The following is a 14,891-nucleotide window of genomic DNA, read 5'->3' on the forward strand; positions in this document are numbered from 1 at the left end:
GGCGAAAGCAACTGGATCGGAAGTGCCCCCATGACAAGTGCCATCCGGGGGCCACAACGCCCCGATCCGACCGGGTCAGAACCCGGGCCGCAGCCCGGCCACGAGCACGGGCACGAGCACCACGGCCTGCCGGTCGAGACGCCGCTCGAGCACATCCACGACGCGACGAGCGTGCACGAGGACGCCGGCCTGCACAAGGGGCTCAAGGGCCGCCAGGTGCAGATGATCGCCATCGGCGGAGCGATCGGCACCGGGCTCTTCCTCGGCGCAGGCGGCCGGCTCGCATCCGCCGGACCCTCCCTCGTCTTCGTCTACGCGATCTGCGGGTTCTTCGCGTTCCTGATCCTGCGCGCGCTCGGCGAGCTCGTGCTGCACCGCCCGTCGTCCGGCTCCTTCGTCTCCTATGCGCGTGAGTTCTTCGGCGAGAAGGCCGCGTTCGTCACCGGCTGGCTGTACTGGATCAACTGGGTGATGACGGCGATCGTCGATGTCACGGCCGTCGCGCTCTACATGAACTTCTTCGCCAAGTACTGGGCGCCCTTCGGGAGTGTGCCGCAGTGGCTCTACGCACTGACGGCCCTCGCGGTCGTGCTGTGCCTCAACCTGCTGTCGGTGAGCGTGTTCGGCGAACTCGAGTTCTGGTTCGCGCTGATCAAGGTCGTCGCGATCGTGTCCTTCCTGCTCGTCGGCACCTGGATGGTGATCTTCGGCACCCCGATCCCCGGCCAGGAGGCCGGCTTCAGCCTGATCACGGACAACGGCGGCTGGTTCCCGAACGGGGTGCTCGCCTCGATCGTCGTCGTGCAGGGCGTCGTCTTCGCCTACGCCTCGATCGAGCTCGTCGGCACGACCGCCGGCGAGACCGCCCACCCCGAAACGGTGATGCCGAAGGCGATCAACACCGTGATCGTGCGCATCGCGGTGTTCTACGTCGGCTCGATCCTGCTGCTCTCTCTGCTGCTGCCGTACACCGCGTACCAGGCCGGCGTCAGCCCCTTCGTGACATTCTTCGGCAGCATCGGCGTCGGCGGGGTCGACGTGATCATGAACCTCGTCGTACTGACGGCAGCCCTGTCCTCGCTCAATGCCGGCCTCTACTCGACGGGACGGATCCTCCGGTCGATGTCGCTCGCGGGATCGGCGCCGCGCTTCGCCGGGAAGGTGAGCCGCACCGGGGTGCCGTTCGGCGGCATCCTCTTGACCGGCGTCGTCACCCTGCTCGGCGTCGGCCTCAATGCGATCGTGCCGGATGAGGCGTTCGAGATCGTGCTCAACATGGCGGCGATCGGGATCATCAGCGCGTGGGGAATGATCGTGCTCTGTCAGCTGCGCCTGCAGGCGTGGGCCAAGCGCGGGATCCTGAAGCGTCCGGCGTTCCGCCTGTTCGGCGCGCCGTACACCGGGTACGCGAGCCTCGGCTTCCTGGCGACGGTTCTCGTGCTGATGGCCTTCGACTGGCCGGTCGGCACGCTCACGATCAGTTCCCTGATCGTGATCATTCCCGCGCTCATCGTCGGCTGGTATGCCTGCCGAGGCCGGATCCTGCAGATCGCGCTCGCCCGCGACGGCAAGACCGGGGCCTTCCCGATCAAGGCAAACCGGCCGCTTGCCGACGAGCAGGGGAACGGGAAGTCCCCGCACTAGGGACAGGCCGGCGCCGCTTGCACCGACGGGTGTGGTCGCGGCGACCGGGTTCAACGAGCGACGAGCGACGAGCGACGAGCGACGAGCGACGGTCGACGGTCGAGCCTCGACCCGTGCCCCGCGGCCGCGTTACGCGGCCGAGCGGCGGCGGATCACCAGTTGGCTCACCAGCACGAGCACGAGCGCGGCGACGAGGATCCCGACGTAGACGAACGGCACGGAGGTGATGCCTGAGCGTTCCAGCAGGATTCCGCCGAGGAGGGCGCCGCCGCCGATGCCGGTGTTGAACGCGGTCGTGTAGAAGGCGCTCGCGGTGTCGCGGATGCGCCGGGACGCCGTGTGCATCAGTCGCGTCTGCAGGAGCGCAGGGAGCGCGCCGAACGCGACGCCCCAGAGCAGGAATGCGACGATCGCGACCGGGAGCATGCCACTCCAGATGCTCAGCGCCGAGACGCTGACCGCGCTCACGACGAGTCCGAGCACGATGCCGAGCTGGGGTCGCGCGGAGAAGACCGTGCCGCTGAGGAGCAGTCCGACGGCACCGGCGATCCCGTACGCGAACAGGAACGGGGCGATCGCGGACGGATCGACCCCGAGCCCGTCGATCAGGAACGGCGCGATGTACGTGTAGAAGGAGTAGTGACCGATCATGATCAGTGCCGCGATGACACAGATCAGGGCGACGGGTGCGATCGTCGGGTCCCGGCGCGCGGGGGCCTGGGGGCGGGGGGCTGCTGCCTCGGCCTGGACCGTCAGAGGTTCCGGGTCGGGGGCGGATGCCGCGGCATCCGTCGCCTGCGCCGGAGCACCCCGGTCGCTGCGCGGCGGGGCCACGTAGTGCTCGACCTTCGGCAGGAACCGCCAGACGAGGGCCGCGCCGATGAGCATGAGCACGGCGAGCAGGACGAAGGACAGCCGCCAGCCGAGCGCGTGCCCGGCCGCCGTGCCGAGGGGCACGCCGAAGACGAAGGCGAGGGTGCCGCCGGAGATCGTGATCGAGATCGCCCGGCCGATCTGTTCCTTGGGCACGAGGTGGGCGGAGTACGCGCCGACGACGCCCCAGAACAGGCCGTGGGCGAGGCCGCCGAGCACGCGGGTGGCGACGACGAGTTCGTAGCTGGGGGCGAGCGCGGTGAGCACGTTGCTGAGCGCGAAGACGAGGAGCACGAACACGATCAGGCCGTGCCGGGGCAGCCGTTTCGTGAGCAGGGCGAGGGGGGTGCTCGTGAGCACGACGGTGAACGCGAACCAGCTCACGAGCAGGCCGGTCAGCGACTGCGGCACGCCGAGGTCAGCGCTCATCTCCGGGAGCAGGCCGGTCGGCAACATCTCGGAGGTGACGGAGAGGAACACGGCGCCGGACAGGGCGAGCAGCCCGATCCAGGGGAACCGGGCGGGAGGGGTGGAGGCGACCGAGCCGGTGCGGGGGCGGTCGGAGTGCGCGGTCGCGCCGTTGGCGGGATCGAAGCGGGGCAGCTCGATCGGCGAAGTCAGGGACATGGATGTGCTCACAGAGGGCTGGGCCTGCAGCCCGGTCGGGCCGGGCCGGCGCCAGCCGGATCGTGTGCGCGCAGCGTGCGCGCCCGGGGCCTGTCGCTTGTGCCGGCCGCATCCAGCCTAACCGACGGCCCAGCGGCAGCCGATAGCCTAGACGGATGACTAGTTCCACTCCGCTGCCCGCACATCACCACTGGGTCATCGCACTCGTCTGCGTCGACCAGCCGGGCATCGTCCACGCCGTGAGCGGCGCCATCGTGCAGGCCCACGGCAACATCACCGAGAGCCAGCAGTTCACCAGCGCCGACACCGGCCGGTTCTTCATGCGGCTCCAGATCGAGTCACCCGCCTCCCGCGAGGAGCTCACGGCCGCCCTCGCGCCCGTCGCAGAGCGCTACGCGATGGTCTCGGTCATCGACGTCGTCGGCCGGCCGCTTCGCACCCTCGTCCTCGCCTCGACCGCGGGCAACTGTGTGAACGACCTGCTGTTCCGGCACCGCGGCGGCCAGGTCCCGATCGAGATTCCGCTCGTGCTCAGCAACCACGGCACCCTGCGCGATCTTGTCGGCTTCTACGGAGTGCCGTTCGAGTCGCTCCCGATCACGGATGCCGCGAGCAAGGCTGCCTTCGAGGCCCGGGTCATCGAGGCGATCGAGGACAACGACATCGAGCTCGTCGTGCTCGCGCGGTACATGCAGATCCTGTCCCCGGAGCTGTGCGCGGTCCTCGAGGGCCGCGCCATCAACATCCACCACTCGTTCCTGCCCGGGTTCAAGGGTGCGAACCCGTACAAGCAGGCCCACGCGCGCGGGGTGAAGCTGATCGGCGCGACCGCGCACTTCGTGACGAGCGATCTCGACGAGGGGCCGATCATCGAACAGAACGTGGTCCGGGTGGACCATTCCCGCACGCCGGCCGAGCTCGTCGCGATCGGCCAGGACGAGGAGAGCCGCACCCTCACGCAGGCGGTGACCTGGTTCGCCGAGCACCGTGTGCTGCTCGACGGCGCCCGCACGATCATCTTCAAGTAGGCCGCAGGCATCCTCCAGACCCCCGACCCTCGACCCCGCCGGGGTGTTCCGAATTCAGGAGTTGACGCCTAAACCGGGCTGAATCCGGGCTACTCGGGCCCGATCGGGGCTCAACTCCTGAATTCGGGACAGGGCCGCCCGTGGCTTTGGCAGCGGATGCCGCGAGGTGTGCTCGATAGGATAGGCGGGTGACTGACTCCCGTGCCCTGCCGAAGATCGGGTTCAACGACATCCTGCGGTTCCTGCTCGAACTGTTCGCCTTCGTCACACTTGCGGTGTGGGGCTTCACGACCTGGCCGTTCCCGTGGCCCGCGCTGCTCGTCGGCGTCGTCGCGCCTGCGTTCGCGATCACGCTCTGGGCGCTGTTCCGGTCCCCCAAGGCCGTCTTCCGGCTCGACCCGTTCGGCAAGGCGATCATCGAGATCGCCGTCTTCGGCGCTGCCGCGATCGCCTGGTGGGACATGGGCCTGCCGATCATCGGGGGCGTCTTCGCGGTCGTCGCTACGGTCAGCGGCGTCCTCTCCGGTCGCGCCGAACTCCGCTAGCTAGCCCCCTCGCTCCCGGCCGAGCGGATGCGGCGGGGCGATCAGGCGGGACGGACCGCGCGGGTCTCGCGCGGCATCCGCAGGGCGACGGCGCTCGTCGCGAGGAAGAACAGCGCACCGACACCGAACGCGACCGGGTACGAGACGGAGTCGGCGAGCAGTCCCGCCGCGAGCGGGCCGATGATCGCCCCGAAATCCGAGAACATCGAGAAGACCGCGACCGGGCGTCCGCCGCCGGCCCCCGCTGCGTCGCCGACCGCGGCGGCGGGGGCCGTGCCGAGGAACGCCGAGGCGACCCCGTAGACGCAGAGCAGCACGGTCAGCACCACGATATTGGGCGCGAACGGGACCGCGAAGATGGTGACGGCCGCGAGCAGGCACGCGCCGATGATCGCCGGACGGCGTCCGACGGTGTCCACGAAACGGGCGGCGGGCGCGAGTGCGAGCGTCTGGGCGACCGCAGCGACGGCGAAGGCCACGCCGGTCCACGAGCTCGGGCCGCGCAGCACCTCGACGACGAGAACGGGGATCAGCGCGTTGCGCACGCCGAACGAGGTCCAGCCCTGCGCGAAGTTGGCCAGGCATGCGGCCCGGAACCGGGGGTCGGCGAGCACCGTGCGGAACGGGACCCGGGGCGCCGGCGTGCCGGAGGCATCCGCCGGCGCGTTGCGATAGCCGGGACTCAGCAGCAGAAGCCCGAGCACGCCCGCGATCGCGAGCGTGCCCGCGTAGAAGAAGAACGGCGCGGTGAGCGAGATCGTCGCGAGCAGGCCGCCGAGCGCGGGTCCCGCCATGCCGCCGAGCAGGAACCCGCCCTGGTAGAAACCGATGGCGCGGCCGCGGATGCCCGGAGCGGTCGAGCCGAGCAGGAGGGTCATCGCCGAGACGGTGAACATCGCGGAGCCGATGCCGCCTGCCCCGCGCAGCAGGAGCAGCTGCGGGTAGTTCTGGGCGATGCCCGCGAGCCCGCTCGAGAGGGCGACGATGCCGATGCCCGCCGCGAGGATGGTCCGCTCCCCCGCCCAGTCGATCAGGCGCCCGCAGAACGGGCTCGCGACGAACCGCATCAGCGCGAACGCGGAGACGACCGCGCCGATCTCGAGGTTGCCGACGCCGAAGCTCCGCACGTAGACGGGCAGCACCGGGACGACGACCCCGAAGCCGACCATGACGAAGAAGGCGATCACGCCGAGGACGAGCACATCCCGGGAGAGGCGCGACTGCGCATCCGCCGCCGAGGTCGGGGTTCGGGGGCGGAAGAATCGCATCTCCTCAGGCTAAGCGGTCGGAGCACGGCCGGGTGGCCGCCCGCCGGGCCACACTGCTGTCGGGGTGCTGGATTGCCGGGCTGCCGGAGCAACCAGGGCTACCATGCCAGGCGGATGCCGCGGCTCAGCCGGCGAGCACAGTCTCCGGTTCGGGATGCGGGGTCTTGACCTCGGCGGCGAGCGCGGCATCCCGCCGCCCGCCGATGGCCCGCAGCGCGTTGAGGATCGTCGCGAGGTCGACGAGTTCCTGCAGCAGCGCCCCGATCGTCGCCGGGATCAGGCCGAAAGCAGCGAGACCCATCAGGACCAGGCTGAGCGCAATGCCGAGCCAGATGCTCTGCAGCGCGATCCGGATGGTGTCCTTACCGATCGCGACCGCCCTGGCCGTGCGGGAGATATCGTCGATCAGGATGACGACGTCGGCGGACTCGCTCGCCGCGGTCGCTCCACGCGCTCCCATGGCGACGCCGACGTCCGCGACCGCGAGCACGGGCGCGTCGTTCACCCCGTCGCCGACCATGATCACCGGGCGCTGCGTGATCGCGCGAACGGCGTTGACCTTGTCGACCGGCAGGCAGTCTGCCTGCACATTGTCGATACCCACGAGCCCGGCGATGTGCTCGGCCGTCGGCCGGGCGTCTCCGGTGAGCATGACCGTGTTGTGGATACCGAGGGCGCCGAGGTCGGCGATCGTCTGGCGGGCGTTATCACGCAGCCGGTCGCTCGCGACGATGCTCCCGGCGAAGCGCCCGTCGACGGCGACGTAGATGGCGAGCTCACCGCCGTCTAGGCGTGCCTGGGCGGCGTCCGGAGCCATCCCTGCGATGTACGAGAACTTGCCGACGGCGATTTCCCGGCCGTCGAGCGTTGCGACGACGCCGTGCGCCGGCACTTCGCTCGCCGTGTCGGTCGCCGTGAGGTCGAGGTCCCTGGCCTTGGCCGCAGCGATGACGGACGCCGCGAGCACGTGCGAGGAGTACTGCTCGGCCGACGCGGCGAGCGCGAGAACCTCGTCGGCGTCGAACCCGGCCGCGGGCAGCACCCGTGCGATCGTCGGGGTGCCGTGGGTGAGTGTGCCGGTCTTGTCGAAGACGGCCGTGCGGGCGGTCGAGAGGGACTCGAGCACTCCGCCGCCCTTGACGATAATGCCGTTGCGCGCAGCACGACTCATGCCGCCCATGAAGGCGATCGGCGCGGAGATGAGCAGCGGGCACGGGGTCGCCACGACGAGCACCTCGGCGAAGCGCAGCGGGTCCCCGGTGAGCAACCAGGCGAGCCCAGCGACGGCGAGCGCGACCGCGGTGAACGGCACCGCGTAGCGGTCGGCGAGCCTCACGACGGGGGCCTTGCTCGCCGAGGCTTCCTCGACGAGCGCGACGATCTGCTGGTACTGGCTGTTCGCAGCGGTCGCCGTTGCGCGGATCGTCGCGGCCGCCTGGCCGTTGATCGACCCGGAGAGGATGGCGTCGCCGGCGTTCCGCTCCACCGGCAGGCTCTCCCCGGTGAGGGACGACTCGTCGAAGGCCGCGCTCGCGGATTCGAGCACCCCGTCGACCGGGACGATCTCGGCCGGGCGGACGAGCAGAAGGTCCCCGGCCTGCACGTCCGTGGCCGGAACGTCCTCGACGTCCGCCTGGTCTCCCCCGGACGGGATCCGGTGGGCGTTCTGCGGCGCCCGGTCGAGCAACGCATTGAGTTCCCGCTTGGCCCGGTTCACGGCGAAGTCTTCGAGGGCTGCTCCCCCGGTGAGCATCAACACGATCAGGAGGGTCGCGACGTACTCGCCGACCAGCACCGTGGCCACAATGGCCGTGATCGCGAGCAGGTCCACGCCGAAGCTGCCGCGGCGCAGCTGTTTGACCATGCCCACGGCGGAGATCGCGGCGACGAACAGGCCGAAGCCGCCGAAGAGCCAGACCAGGCTGTCGGCGAGGCCGCAGAGCGCGAGCCCGATTCCGACCAGCCCGAGCACGATGGTCGCGGCGACAAGCGGATACCGCCGTGCGGCGGCGAGCAGACGGGACATGCTTCAAGTGTCGTCCCATCCCCCGATCACCGCCAGCAAGGTGAGGCTCCCCTGTCAGGGACGGATGTCCGGCCCGCGCGCGGCGGGCCGGGCATCCGTTTGGAGGGGACGACTCAGAGCACGAGCGCGGTCATGAAGGCCGCGTTGATGGCCTCGCCGACCTTGGCCGGGTGCACGCAGTCGCCGAGCGGATGCACGTTGGCGCGTCCCGCGAGCGCGAGCGTGAGTGCCGTGTTGGGGCGCACCCCGAAGGCCGCGATCACGGTCGACGCGGCGACGTGCACGGCGCCGTCCGGGCCGGTCGCGGTCAGGCCGTCGGCGTCGACGGAGGTGACGGTGTGGCCGGTGAGGATCCGGACGCCCTTCTCGGCGAGTTCGCGCAGCAGGGTGATCCGGTTGATCACGATCATGTCGCGGGCGAGCTCGTCGGCGAGTTCGACGATCGTGACGTTGCAGCCCTGGCCGGCGAGTTCGAGCGCGGCGTCGGAGCCCGAGAGCCCGCCGCCCGCGATGACGACGTCATGGCCGACAGGGGCGCCGCGGTGGAAGTCGAGCACGTCGATCACGTTCGGGCCGTCGAGGCCCGGGATGGGCGGCATCAGCGGAATGGACCCGGTCGCGACGATGATCTCGTCGGCCTCGAAGGTCGCGAGCGAGTCCGCTGTGACGGTCGAGTCGAGGTGCACGGACACGGGCAGGTGGGTGAACTGGCGTTCCCACCAGCCGATCATCGCGCGCAATTCCTTCTTGAACTCCGGGGTCGCCGCGGGCAGCAGCACGCCGCCGAGCGCGGATCCGGCCTCGTAGAGGTCGACGGAGTGTCCGCGGAGCGCCGCGACCCTGGCGGCCTCGAGCCCGCCGGGGCCGCCGCCGATCACGACGACGTGCTTGAGGACATCCGCCTTCTCGACGCGGCGCTCGCGTTCGAAGCCGACCTGGGGGTTCACGGCGCAGCCGAGCGGCAGCGCGAAGAAGGCGTTGCCGACGCACATCGAGTTGCAGCGGATGCACGGGCGGATGTCCGCGCGATTGCCGGCGGTGAGCTTGCCCGCCCACTCCGGGTCCGCGATCAGTCCGCGGCCGATGCCGGCGAAGTCGGCGTCGCCCGCGGCGAGTGCCGCCTCGGCGTTCTCGGGGGTGAGGTTGCCGACGGCCATCACGGGGATGGACACGACGTCCTTGAGTGCGCGGGCGGCCGGGACCATGCACGCGTCGCCGAGGTAGTACGGCGGGAAGACGTAGTCCATGGCCTCGTACGAGCCGTCGTCGGCGATGATGAGGTCGAGGCCGGCCGCTGCGAGCACGACGGCGATCGCCTGGCCCTCCGCGGTCGTGCGTCCGCCGGGGAAGCGGTGGTTGACCGAGAGCCGGAAGCTGACCGGAAGCCCGGGGGCGTTCGCCTTGACGGCGGCGATGATCTCGGTCGCGAACCGGCAGCGGTTCTCGACCGAGCCGCCGTAGACATCCGTGCGGCGGTTCCAGCACGCGCTCATGAACTGGTCGATGAGGTATCCGGTGTGGCCGTGGATGTCGATCGCATCCATCCCCGCGGCGGCGGCACGGGCGGCGGCCTCGCCGAAGCGGCGCACGAGCACGTGGATCTCGTCGATCTCGAGCGGCCGGCAGAGCACGCTCGGGTCGGCGTAGTGGGGGTTGTCCGAGGCGGAGATCGGCAGCCGGTCCGCGTCGATCACGTTGATGTTGCGGCCGAGGCCTGCGGTGAGCTGGAGGGAGATGAGGCCGCCGACGGCGTGGATCGACTCGGCGAGCGCGGTGAGGCCCGGAAGCGCGGCGTCGGTGTGCACGCAGCAGAGACCGGCGTTGAGCGTCTCGTAGTCCTCGGAGACGGCGCTGATGCCGGTCATCACGAGCCCGGTGCCTCCGCGGGCACGTTCGGTGTAGTACGCGATCTCCTTCTCGGTGAAGAGCCCCTCGTGGGTGCCCATCTCGGTGCCCATCGGCGCCATGATCACCCGGTTCGGGAGCTCGAGGGTGCCGATGCGACCCGGTTTGAGGACGTGTGCGAAGCCTGTCATGGTGTACTTTCCCGTGCGATGTCCGAAGGTCGTCGTCGACCTGGAGCGCAACCCCGGGCGGGAAATCGGGCGGGAAAGATGGAGCAAGAGCAACGACCTGAATTGTTTCAATCCTAGGTGAGCCGCCGGAGTCAAACCCGAAGAAACGCTATGGATTCGTTCCGGATGTTCGGTCCCTCAGCATCGCGAAGTCGATCGCGAGCAGGTATTTGATCCGCTCCTCACGCATCCGCGCATAGCCGGGGGCATGGCCGTCGACGGTCTGGCGGATCAGGCGTGCGGCGAGGGCCTTCCGGATCTCGTAACTCGCGTCGTGCTGGGCGTTCTCGACGATCGCGGCCAGTTTCTCGTCGTCGTCCGCGACCGCGTGCAGGATGAGGGCGAGGCCCTTGTGGGCGCGACGGCGGCGGGCGAGCCTGCCGAGGTCGAGCCGTTCGTCCTCGGTGAAGCCCTGCGACCAGCGCCGCGACGCGAGTTCCCGCCGTTCCTTCGCGACGCGGGCGGCATCCTCTTCGTTCTGCACGGCCAGGAGCAGCAATTCGTCGCGTGCGACCGTCGCGTAGGACGCTTCGTCGAAGTTGTCGTGCTCGCGGAGTGCCCCGACGATGATGTGGTTCTTCACGGCCATCCGCACCGCGGAGAGGGCGATCAGGAGGCCCTCGTCGATGATCCGTTCCATCGCGTTCATCCGCGGCACCGCATCGAAAGCGCGGGTCGGTCGCTGGACACCGAATGCCATTCAGCTGCCATGCCGCGTCGCTTTCTCGTCCGGGTGAGAAACTATGTCTCTCACCGCAATTTTATGGGCATTCGACAGCAGTGCGCATGCCGCGCGCAATACCCGATGGGAAAGGTCCCGATGTCCCCGCTCGATCCCGGCACGTCCCTGCCCGGCGTCGTCGCGCGCCTCCGGGCGGCGGGGTGCGTTTTCGCCGAAGACGAGGCAGACCTCCTCCTCGGCGAGGCCCGGTCGGCGGCCGAACTCGAGGTCCTGCTCGAACGCAGGGTGGGTGGAGAGCCGCTCGAGTACGTCCTCGGCTGGGCGCAGTTCTGCGGGCTGCGGATCCACGTCGAACCCGGAGTCTTCGTGCCCCGGCGACGCACGGCGGCGCTCGTACGCGAGGCCGCCGAGCTCGCCGGTCCCGCCGCGATCGTCGTCGACCTCTGCTGCGGGACGGGAGCGGTCGGCGCCGCGCTGCTCGCGGTCCGGCCGGAACTGGGGCTCGACCTCCTGGCAGCGGACCTCGACCCGGTCGCGGTCCGCTGCTCCCGCGTCAACCTGCCGGGACGGACCGTGCTCGAGGGTGATCTTTTCGCCCCGCTGCCCGCGGCCCTGCGCGGCCGGGTCGCCCTCCTGCTCGTGAACGCGCCATACGTGCCGACCGGCTCCATCGAACGGATGCCGCAGGAGGCCAGGGAGCACGAGCACCGACTGGCACTCGACGGCGGTTCAGACGGGCTCGACGTGCAGCGACGGGTCGCCGCGGCGGCGGCCGCGTGGCTCGCCCCCGGCGGCCATCTCCTGATTGAGACGAGTGCGCGCCAGGCGCCGGTCACGAGCGCGCTGTTCGCCAGGAACGGCCTGGTTCCGCGCACGGCGTACCACGAGGACGTCGACGGAACCGTCGTGATCGGCGCGCGCCCCCGCGCTTGACCGGAAGACCGCAGGCACGAAGAAAGGCCCCGACCGTACGGTCGGGGCCTTTCTCGGAACCTGCCCTGGTTACGCCAGGCGCGTCTGCAGGTTCGTGGCGATGGCGGCGAGGAATTCCTCGGTCGTCTGGTAGCCCTGGTCCGGGCCGACGAGCAGCGCGAGGTCCTTGGTCATCTGGCCGCTTTCGACGGTCTTGATGACGACATCCTCGAGGGTCTCGGCGAACTCGGCGAGCGCCGGGTTGCCGTCGAGCTTGGCCCGGTGCGAGAGGCCGCGGGTCCAGGCGTAGATCGAGGCGATCGGGTTCGTCGAGGTGGGCTTGCCCTGCTGGTGCTGGCGGTAGTGCCGGGTCACCGTGCCGTGGGCCGCCTCGGCCTCGACGACCTTGCCGTCGGGGGTGGAGAGCACGCTCGTCATGAGGCCGAGCGAGCCGAAGCCCTGGGCGACGGTGTCCGACTGCACGTCGCCGTCGTAGTTCTTGCACGCCCAGACGTAGCCGCCTTCCCACTTCATGGCGGATGCGACCATGTCGTCGATCAGGCGGTGCTCGTAGGTGAGGCCGGCAGCCTCGTAGCGGGCCTTGAACTCGGTGTCGAAGATCTCCTGGAAGATGTCCTTGAACCGGCCGTCGTATGCCTTGAGGATGGTGTTCTTGGTGGACAGGTAGACAGGGTAGTTCCGCACGAGGCCGTAGTTGAGCGAGGCACGGGCGAAGTCACGGATCGAGCTGTCGAGGTTGTACATACCCATCGCGACGCCGCTGCCGGGAGACTGGAAGACCTCGAAGGTCTGCGCCTCTGAGCCGTCCTTGGGGGTGAAGGTCATGCTGAGCGTGCCCTCCCCCTCGAAGCGGAAGTTGGTGGCCCGGTACTGGTCGCCGAAGGCGTGGCGGCCGATGATGATCGGCTTGTTCCAGCCGGGAACGAGGCGCGGGATGTTCGAGATGATGATCGGCTCACGGAAGATCGTGCCGCCGAGGATGTTGCGGATGGTGCCGTTCGGCGACGCCCACATCTTCTTGAGGCCGAATTCCTCGACCCGGGCTTCGTCAGGCGTGATGGTCGCGCACTTGACTCCGACGCCGTGTTTCTGGATGGCGTGGGCGGCGTCGATCGTGATCTGGTCGTCGGTCTCATCGCGCTTCTGGATCGACAGGTCGTAGTACTCGAGGTCGATGTCGAGGTACGGGTGGATGAGCGTGTCCTTGATGGCCTGCCAGATGATGCGCGTCATCTCGTCGCCGTCGAGCTCGACGACGGTGCCTTCAACCTTGATCTTCGCCAATGAATTCTCCTCAGAATGGTGCGCGGCCGCTTGGCCGAGGCAATTCTACAAGACCCCCGCAACTGTCTCGACATCGAGACAGTTAAGGCCCGGCGCACAAAACCCGACTACCACGCCGCTCGGCCGCAGGTTAGCCTGTTGCCATGGGTGAACTACGTCTGGAAGAACTGTCCGCACGCAACATTGTTGCGGCCAATAGCCTCAGTCTCAAGCCGGGCCAGGAGCAGTACGTCGCTCCGGTCTCCTATTCGGTCGCGGGATCCGTGATCAACCCCGCGACGTCGTGGCAGCGGGTCGTGCTGCTCGACGGAGAGGTGGCGGGCTTCATCCACGGCAACTTCGAGCCGGACTCCGTGCACGAGGAATTCCGGGCGTGCATCTGGCGGATCAACGTCGACGCGGATGCCCAGGGCAGGGGCGTCGGCAAGTTCGCTGCAGAGGCCCTCGCCGAGGAGGCCCGCAAGCGGGGCTTCGACCACATCACCGTGATCTGGGAACCCGGCGCAGAAGGACCGGAGTCCTTCTTCCACCGGATCGGCTTCGTCGACATCGGCGAGACGGCATACGGCGAGACGATCGGCTCGCTCAAGCTGTAGCGGGCCGCTGGTTCAGCAGCGGGTCATGCGCCTCTCCCCCGACAGCGACTTCGTCACGCACGTCCTCGGCATCGTCGACTCGATTCCCGCCGGGCGGGTGATGACGTACGGCGATGTCGCGGCGGTCCTCGGCTCCCGCGGCGCCCGGGTCGTGGGCCAGATCATGGCGCACTACGGGGCGGATGTCCCCTGGTGGCGGGTGATCCGGGCCGGCGGCCACCCGCCGGTCGCGCACGAGGCCAGGGCGCTGCCGCACTACCGTGCGGAGGGAACGCCGCTCGTCCTGCTGAGCACGGCGGACGCCGGTTACCGGGTCGACTACAGGGCGGCGCGCTGGTCACCGTCCTGAACCGCACCTCGCGGGCGGTGGCGGCAGCGGGTACCGTGCCCCGCATGGACAGCGAAGAAGGCTTTCAGGACCCCGTCGTCACCAACCCCGGCCTCTACCGGGTGATCCTCGAGAATGAGCGGGTACGCGTGCTCGAATACCGGGATACGCCCGGTGCCGCGACCGCACCGCACCGCCATCCGGACAGCGTCATGGTCACCCTGAGCGAGTTCAGCCGGCGGATCTCGTCGAACGGTCGCTCCGTCGACGTCGAGCTTCCCGCCGGGGTCGCGCGCTGGCTTCCCGCCCAGGAGCACACCGGTGCGAACACCGGCCATACCGACACGCATTCGATCTTCATCGAGCTCAAGGAGCCGACGCGGCATCCCCGCGGACTCACCGACGAGCAGCCGCTCGGCCCGCAGTCCGCGGCGCCGTCCGCGCCGGATACCGACGACGAGGCGAACGTCTGGGGCTTCTCCTAGCGCGTCGCAGGCAAACGGTGTTAGCGTGCGGCATGTCCAGTGAACAGAACGCCACGCATTCCCTCGATCCGCTCGTGACGGATCCCGGCGTCTACCGGGTATTGCTCGAAAACGACCGCGTTCGCGTGCTCGAATTCCTCGATGCCCCCGGCGACACCACCAACCCGCACGAGCATCCAGACAGCGTGATGATCACGTTGAGCGCCTACGCCAGGAGGCTCTCCTTCGAGGGCCGCGAGGTCGACGTCGAACTCCCGGCCGGCGAGACCGCCTGGCTCCCCGCCCAGGAGCACGCCGGCGTGAACATCGGCACGACACCGACCCACGCGATCTTCGTCGAGCTCAAGGAGCAGGCCGTGCGGGCCCCCGATCCCAGCGTGCATCCGCTCGGCCCGGCGCCGCGTCCGCTGATCGGCATCCCGCTGTCCGACGCCTCGAGCGACGAAGAGAAGGCCTGGGGCTTCGCCTGAGCCGACCGGCCCTGTCTGCCTGCCGGC

Annotated in this window: 14 protein-coding genes; 8 read left to right on the forward strand and 6 right to left on the reverse strand. The window is 69.4% G+C overall.

The window, feature by feature from the left end; all coding sequences use genetic code 11:
* Window positions 1-30: 30 nt before the first annotated feature.
* Complete coding sequence (locus tag E3O44_RS07380; protein ID WP_134534018.1) at window positions 31-1,644, forward strand: amino acid permease; 1,614 nt, start codon at window positions 31-33, stop codon at window positions 1,642-1,644.
* Window positions 1,645-1,773: 129 nt separating this feature from the next.
* On the opposite strand, the gene E3O44_RS07385 is transcribed toward E3O44_RS07380, so the two are convergent.
* Window positions 1,774-3,144 carry an MFS transporter gene (locus E3O44_RS07385; RefSeq protein WP_134534020.1) on the reverse strand — a complete coding sequence of 457 codons (1,371 nt, stop codon included), beginning with the start codon at window positions 3,142-3,144 and terminating at the stop codon, window positions 1,774-1,776.
* Between the two features lie 155 nt (window positions 3,145-3,299).
* Here E3O44_RS07385 and purU point away from each other — a divergent pair, with 155 nt between their 5' ends.
* Together purU and E3O44_RS07395 are read left to right on the forward strand one after the other, a co-directional pair.
* Window positions 3,300-4,172, forward strand: coding sequence for a formyltetrahydrofolate deformylase (purU, locus tag E3O44_RS07390; RefSeq protein ID WP_134534022.1), 873 nt, complete (start codon window positions 3,300-3,302; stop codon window positions 4,170-4,172).
* A gap of 188 nt (window positions 4,173-4,360) precedes the next feature.
* A complete protein-coding gene (locus tag E3O44_RS07395; RefSeq protein ID WP_134534024.1) occupies window positions 4,361-4,717 on the forward strand; it encodes a YrdB family protein in 357 nt (118 codons plus the stop codon).
* Between the two features lie 41 nt (window positions 4,718-4,758).
* On the opposite strand, the gene E3O44_RS07400 is transcribed toward E3O44_RS07395, so the two are convergent.
* From E3O44_RS07400 to E3O44_RS07415, 4 genes are all read right to left on the reverse strand, one after another.
* Window positions 4,759-5,985: an MFS transporter gene (locus tag E3O44_RS07400; RefSeq protein ID WP_134534026.1), complete on the reverse strand. Its 1,227-nt coding sequence runs from the start codon at window positions 5,983-5,985 to the stop codon at window positions 4,759-4,761.
* 124 nt (window positions 5,986-6,109) lie between these two features.
* The gene (locus tag E3O44_RS07405) at window positions 6,110-8,011 is read right to left on the reverse strand and encodes a heavy metal translocating P-type ATPase (RefSeq protein WP_134534028.1); all 1,902 of its coding nucleotides are present in this window, start codon (window positions 8,009-8,011) and stop codon (window positions 6,110-6,112) included.
* Between the two features lie 113 nt (window positions 8,012-8,124).
* Entirely contained in the window at window positions 8,125-10,047 is a 1,923-nt protein-coding gene (locus tag E3O44_RS07410; protein ID WP_134534029.1) for an oxidoreductase, read from the reverse strand.
* 148 nt (window positions 10,048-10,195) lie between these two features.
* The gene (locus E3O44_RS07415; protein WP_134534031.1) at window positions 10,196-10,786 is read right to left on the reverse strand and encodes a hypothetical protein; all 591 of its coding nucleotides are present in this window, start codon (window positions 10,784-10,786) and stop codon (window positions 10,196-10,198) included.
* A 120-nt stretch (window positions 10,787-10,906) separates the two neighbouring features.
* On the opposite strand from E3O44_RS07415, the gene E3O44_RS07420 reads away from it, so the two are divergent.
* Window positions 10,907-11,701 carry a putative protein N(5)-glutamine methyltransferase gene (locus E3O44_RS07420; protein ID WP_134534033.1) on the forward strand — a complete coding sequence of 265 codons (795 nt, stop codon included), beginning with the start codon at window positions 10,907-10,909 and terminating at the stop codon, window positions 11,699-11,701.
* Between the two features lie 69 nt (window positions 11,702-11,770).
* On the opposite strand, the gene E3O44_RS07425 is transcribed toward E3O44_RS07420, so the two are convergent.
* A complete protein-coding gene (locus tag E3O44_RS07425; protein WP_134534035.1) occupies window positions 11,771-12,985 on the reverse strand; it encodes an NADP-dependent isocitrate dehydrogenase in 1,215 nt (404 codons plus the stop codon).
* 143 nt (window positions 12,986-13,128) lie between these two features.
* On the opposite strand from E3O44_RS07425, the gene E3O44_RS07430 reads away from it, so the two are divergent.
* From E3O44_RS07430 to E3O44_RS07445, 4 genes are read left to right on the forward strand one after another with little or no spacing between them, the layout of a single operon-like run.
* Window positions 13,129-13,581: a GNAT family N-acetyltransferase gene (locus tag E3O44_RS07430; protein ID WP_134534037.1), complete on the forward strand. Its 453-nt coding sequence runs from the start codon at window positions 13,129-13,131 to the stop codon at window positions 13,579-13,581.
* A gap of 25 nt (window positions 13,582-13,606) precedes the next feature.
* Entirely contained in the window at window positions 13,607-13,930 is a 324-nt protein-coding gene (locus E3O44_RS07435) for an MGMT family protein (protein WP_134534039.1), read from the forward strand.
* 44 nt (window positions 13,931-13,974) lie between these two features.
* On the forward strand, window positions 13,975-14,394 hold the full coding sequence (locus E3O44_RS07440; RefSeq protein ID WP_198415886.1) for a cupin domain-containing protein: 420 nt from the start codon (window positions 13,975-13,977) through the stop codon (window positions 14,392-14,394).
* Window positions 14,395-14,426: 32 nt separating this feature from the next.
* Window positions 14,427-14,864 (forward strand): cupin domain-containing protein, encoded by a 438-nt coding sequence (locus E3O44_RS07445; RefSeq protein ID WP_198415887.1) that lies wholly within the window; start codon window positions 14,427-14,429, stop codon window positions 14,862-14,864.
* Window positions 14,865-14,891 lie beyond the last annotated feature (27 nt).

The organism is Cryobacterium algoricola, from assembly GCF_004402485.1.
GTDB lineage: Bacteria > Actinomycetota > Actinomycetes > Actinomycetales > Microbacteriaceae > Cryobacterium > Cryobacterium algoricola.

Excerpts from the sequence above, each read along its gene's own strand:
- E3O44_RS07380 (WP_134534018.1), top strand. The coding sequence starts at position 31 with ATGACAAGTGCCATCCGGGGGCCACAACGCCCCGATCCGACCGGGTCA.
- E3O44_RS07385 (WP_134534020.1), bottom strand. The coding sequence starts at position 3,144 with ATGTCCCTGACTTCGCCGATCGAGCTGCCCCGCTTCGATCCCGCCAAC.
- purU (WP_134534022.1), top strand. The coding sequence starts at position 3,300 with ATGACTAGTTCCACTCCGCTGCCCGCACATCACCACTGGGTCATCGCA.
- E3O44_RS07400 (WP_134534026.1), bottom strand. The coding sequence starts at position 5,985 with ATGCGATTCTTCCGCCCCCGAACCCCGACCTCGGCGGCGGATGCGCAG.
- E3O44_RS07405 (WP_134534028.1), bottom strand. The coding sequence starts at position 8,011 with ATGTCCCGTCTGCTCGCCGCCGCACGGCGGTATCCGCTTGTCGCCGCG.
- E3O44_RS07410 (WP_134534029.1), bottom strand. The coding sequence starts at position 10,047 with ATGACAGGCTTCGCACACGTCCTCAAACCGGGTCGCATCGGCACCCTC.
- E3O44_RS07415 (WP_134534031.1), bottom strand. The coding sequence starts at position 10,786 with ATGGCATTCGGTGTCCAGCGACCGACCCGCGCTTTCGATGCGGTGCCG.
- E3O44_RS07420 (WP_134534033.1), top strand. The coding sequence starts at position 10,907 with ATGTCCCCGCTCGATCCCGGCACGTCCCTGCCCGGCGTCGTCGCGCGC.
- E3O44_RS07430 (WP_134534037.1), top strand. The coding sequence starts at position 13,129 with ATGGGTGAACTACGTCTGGAAGAACTGTCCGCACGCAACATTGTTGCG.
- E3O44_RS07435 (WP_134534039.1), top strand. The coding sequence starts at position 13,607 with ATGCGCCTCTCCCCCGACAGCGACTTCGTCACGCACGTCCTCGGCATC.
- E3O44_RS07440 (WP_198415886.1), top strand. The coding sequence starts at position 13,975 with ATGGACAGCGAAGAAGGCTTTCAGGACCCCGTCGTCACCAACCCCGGC.
- E3O44_RS07445 (WP_198415887.1), top strand. The coding sequence starts at position 14,427 with ATGTCCAGTGAACAGAACGCCACGCATTCCCTCGATCCGCTCGTGACG.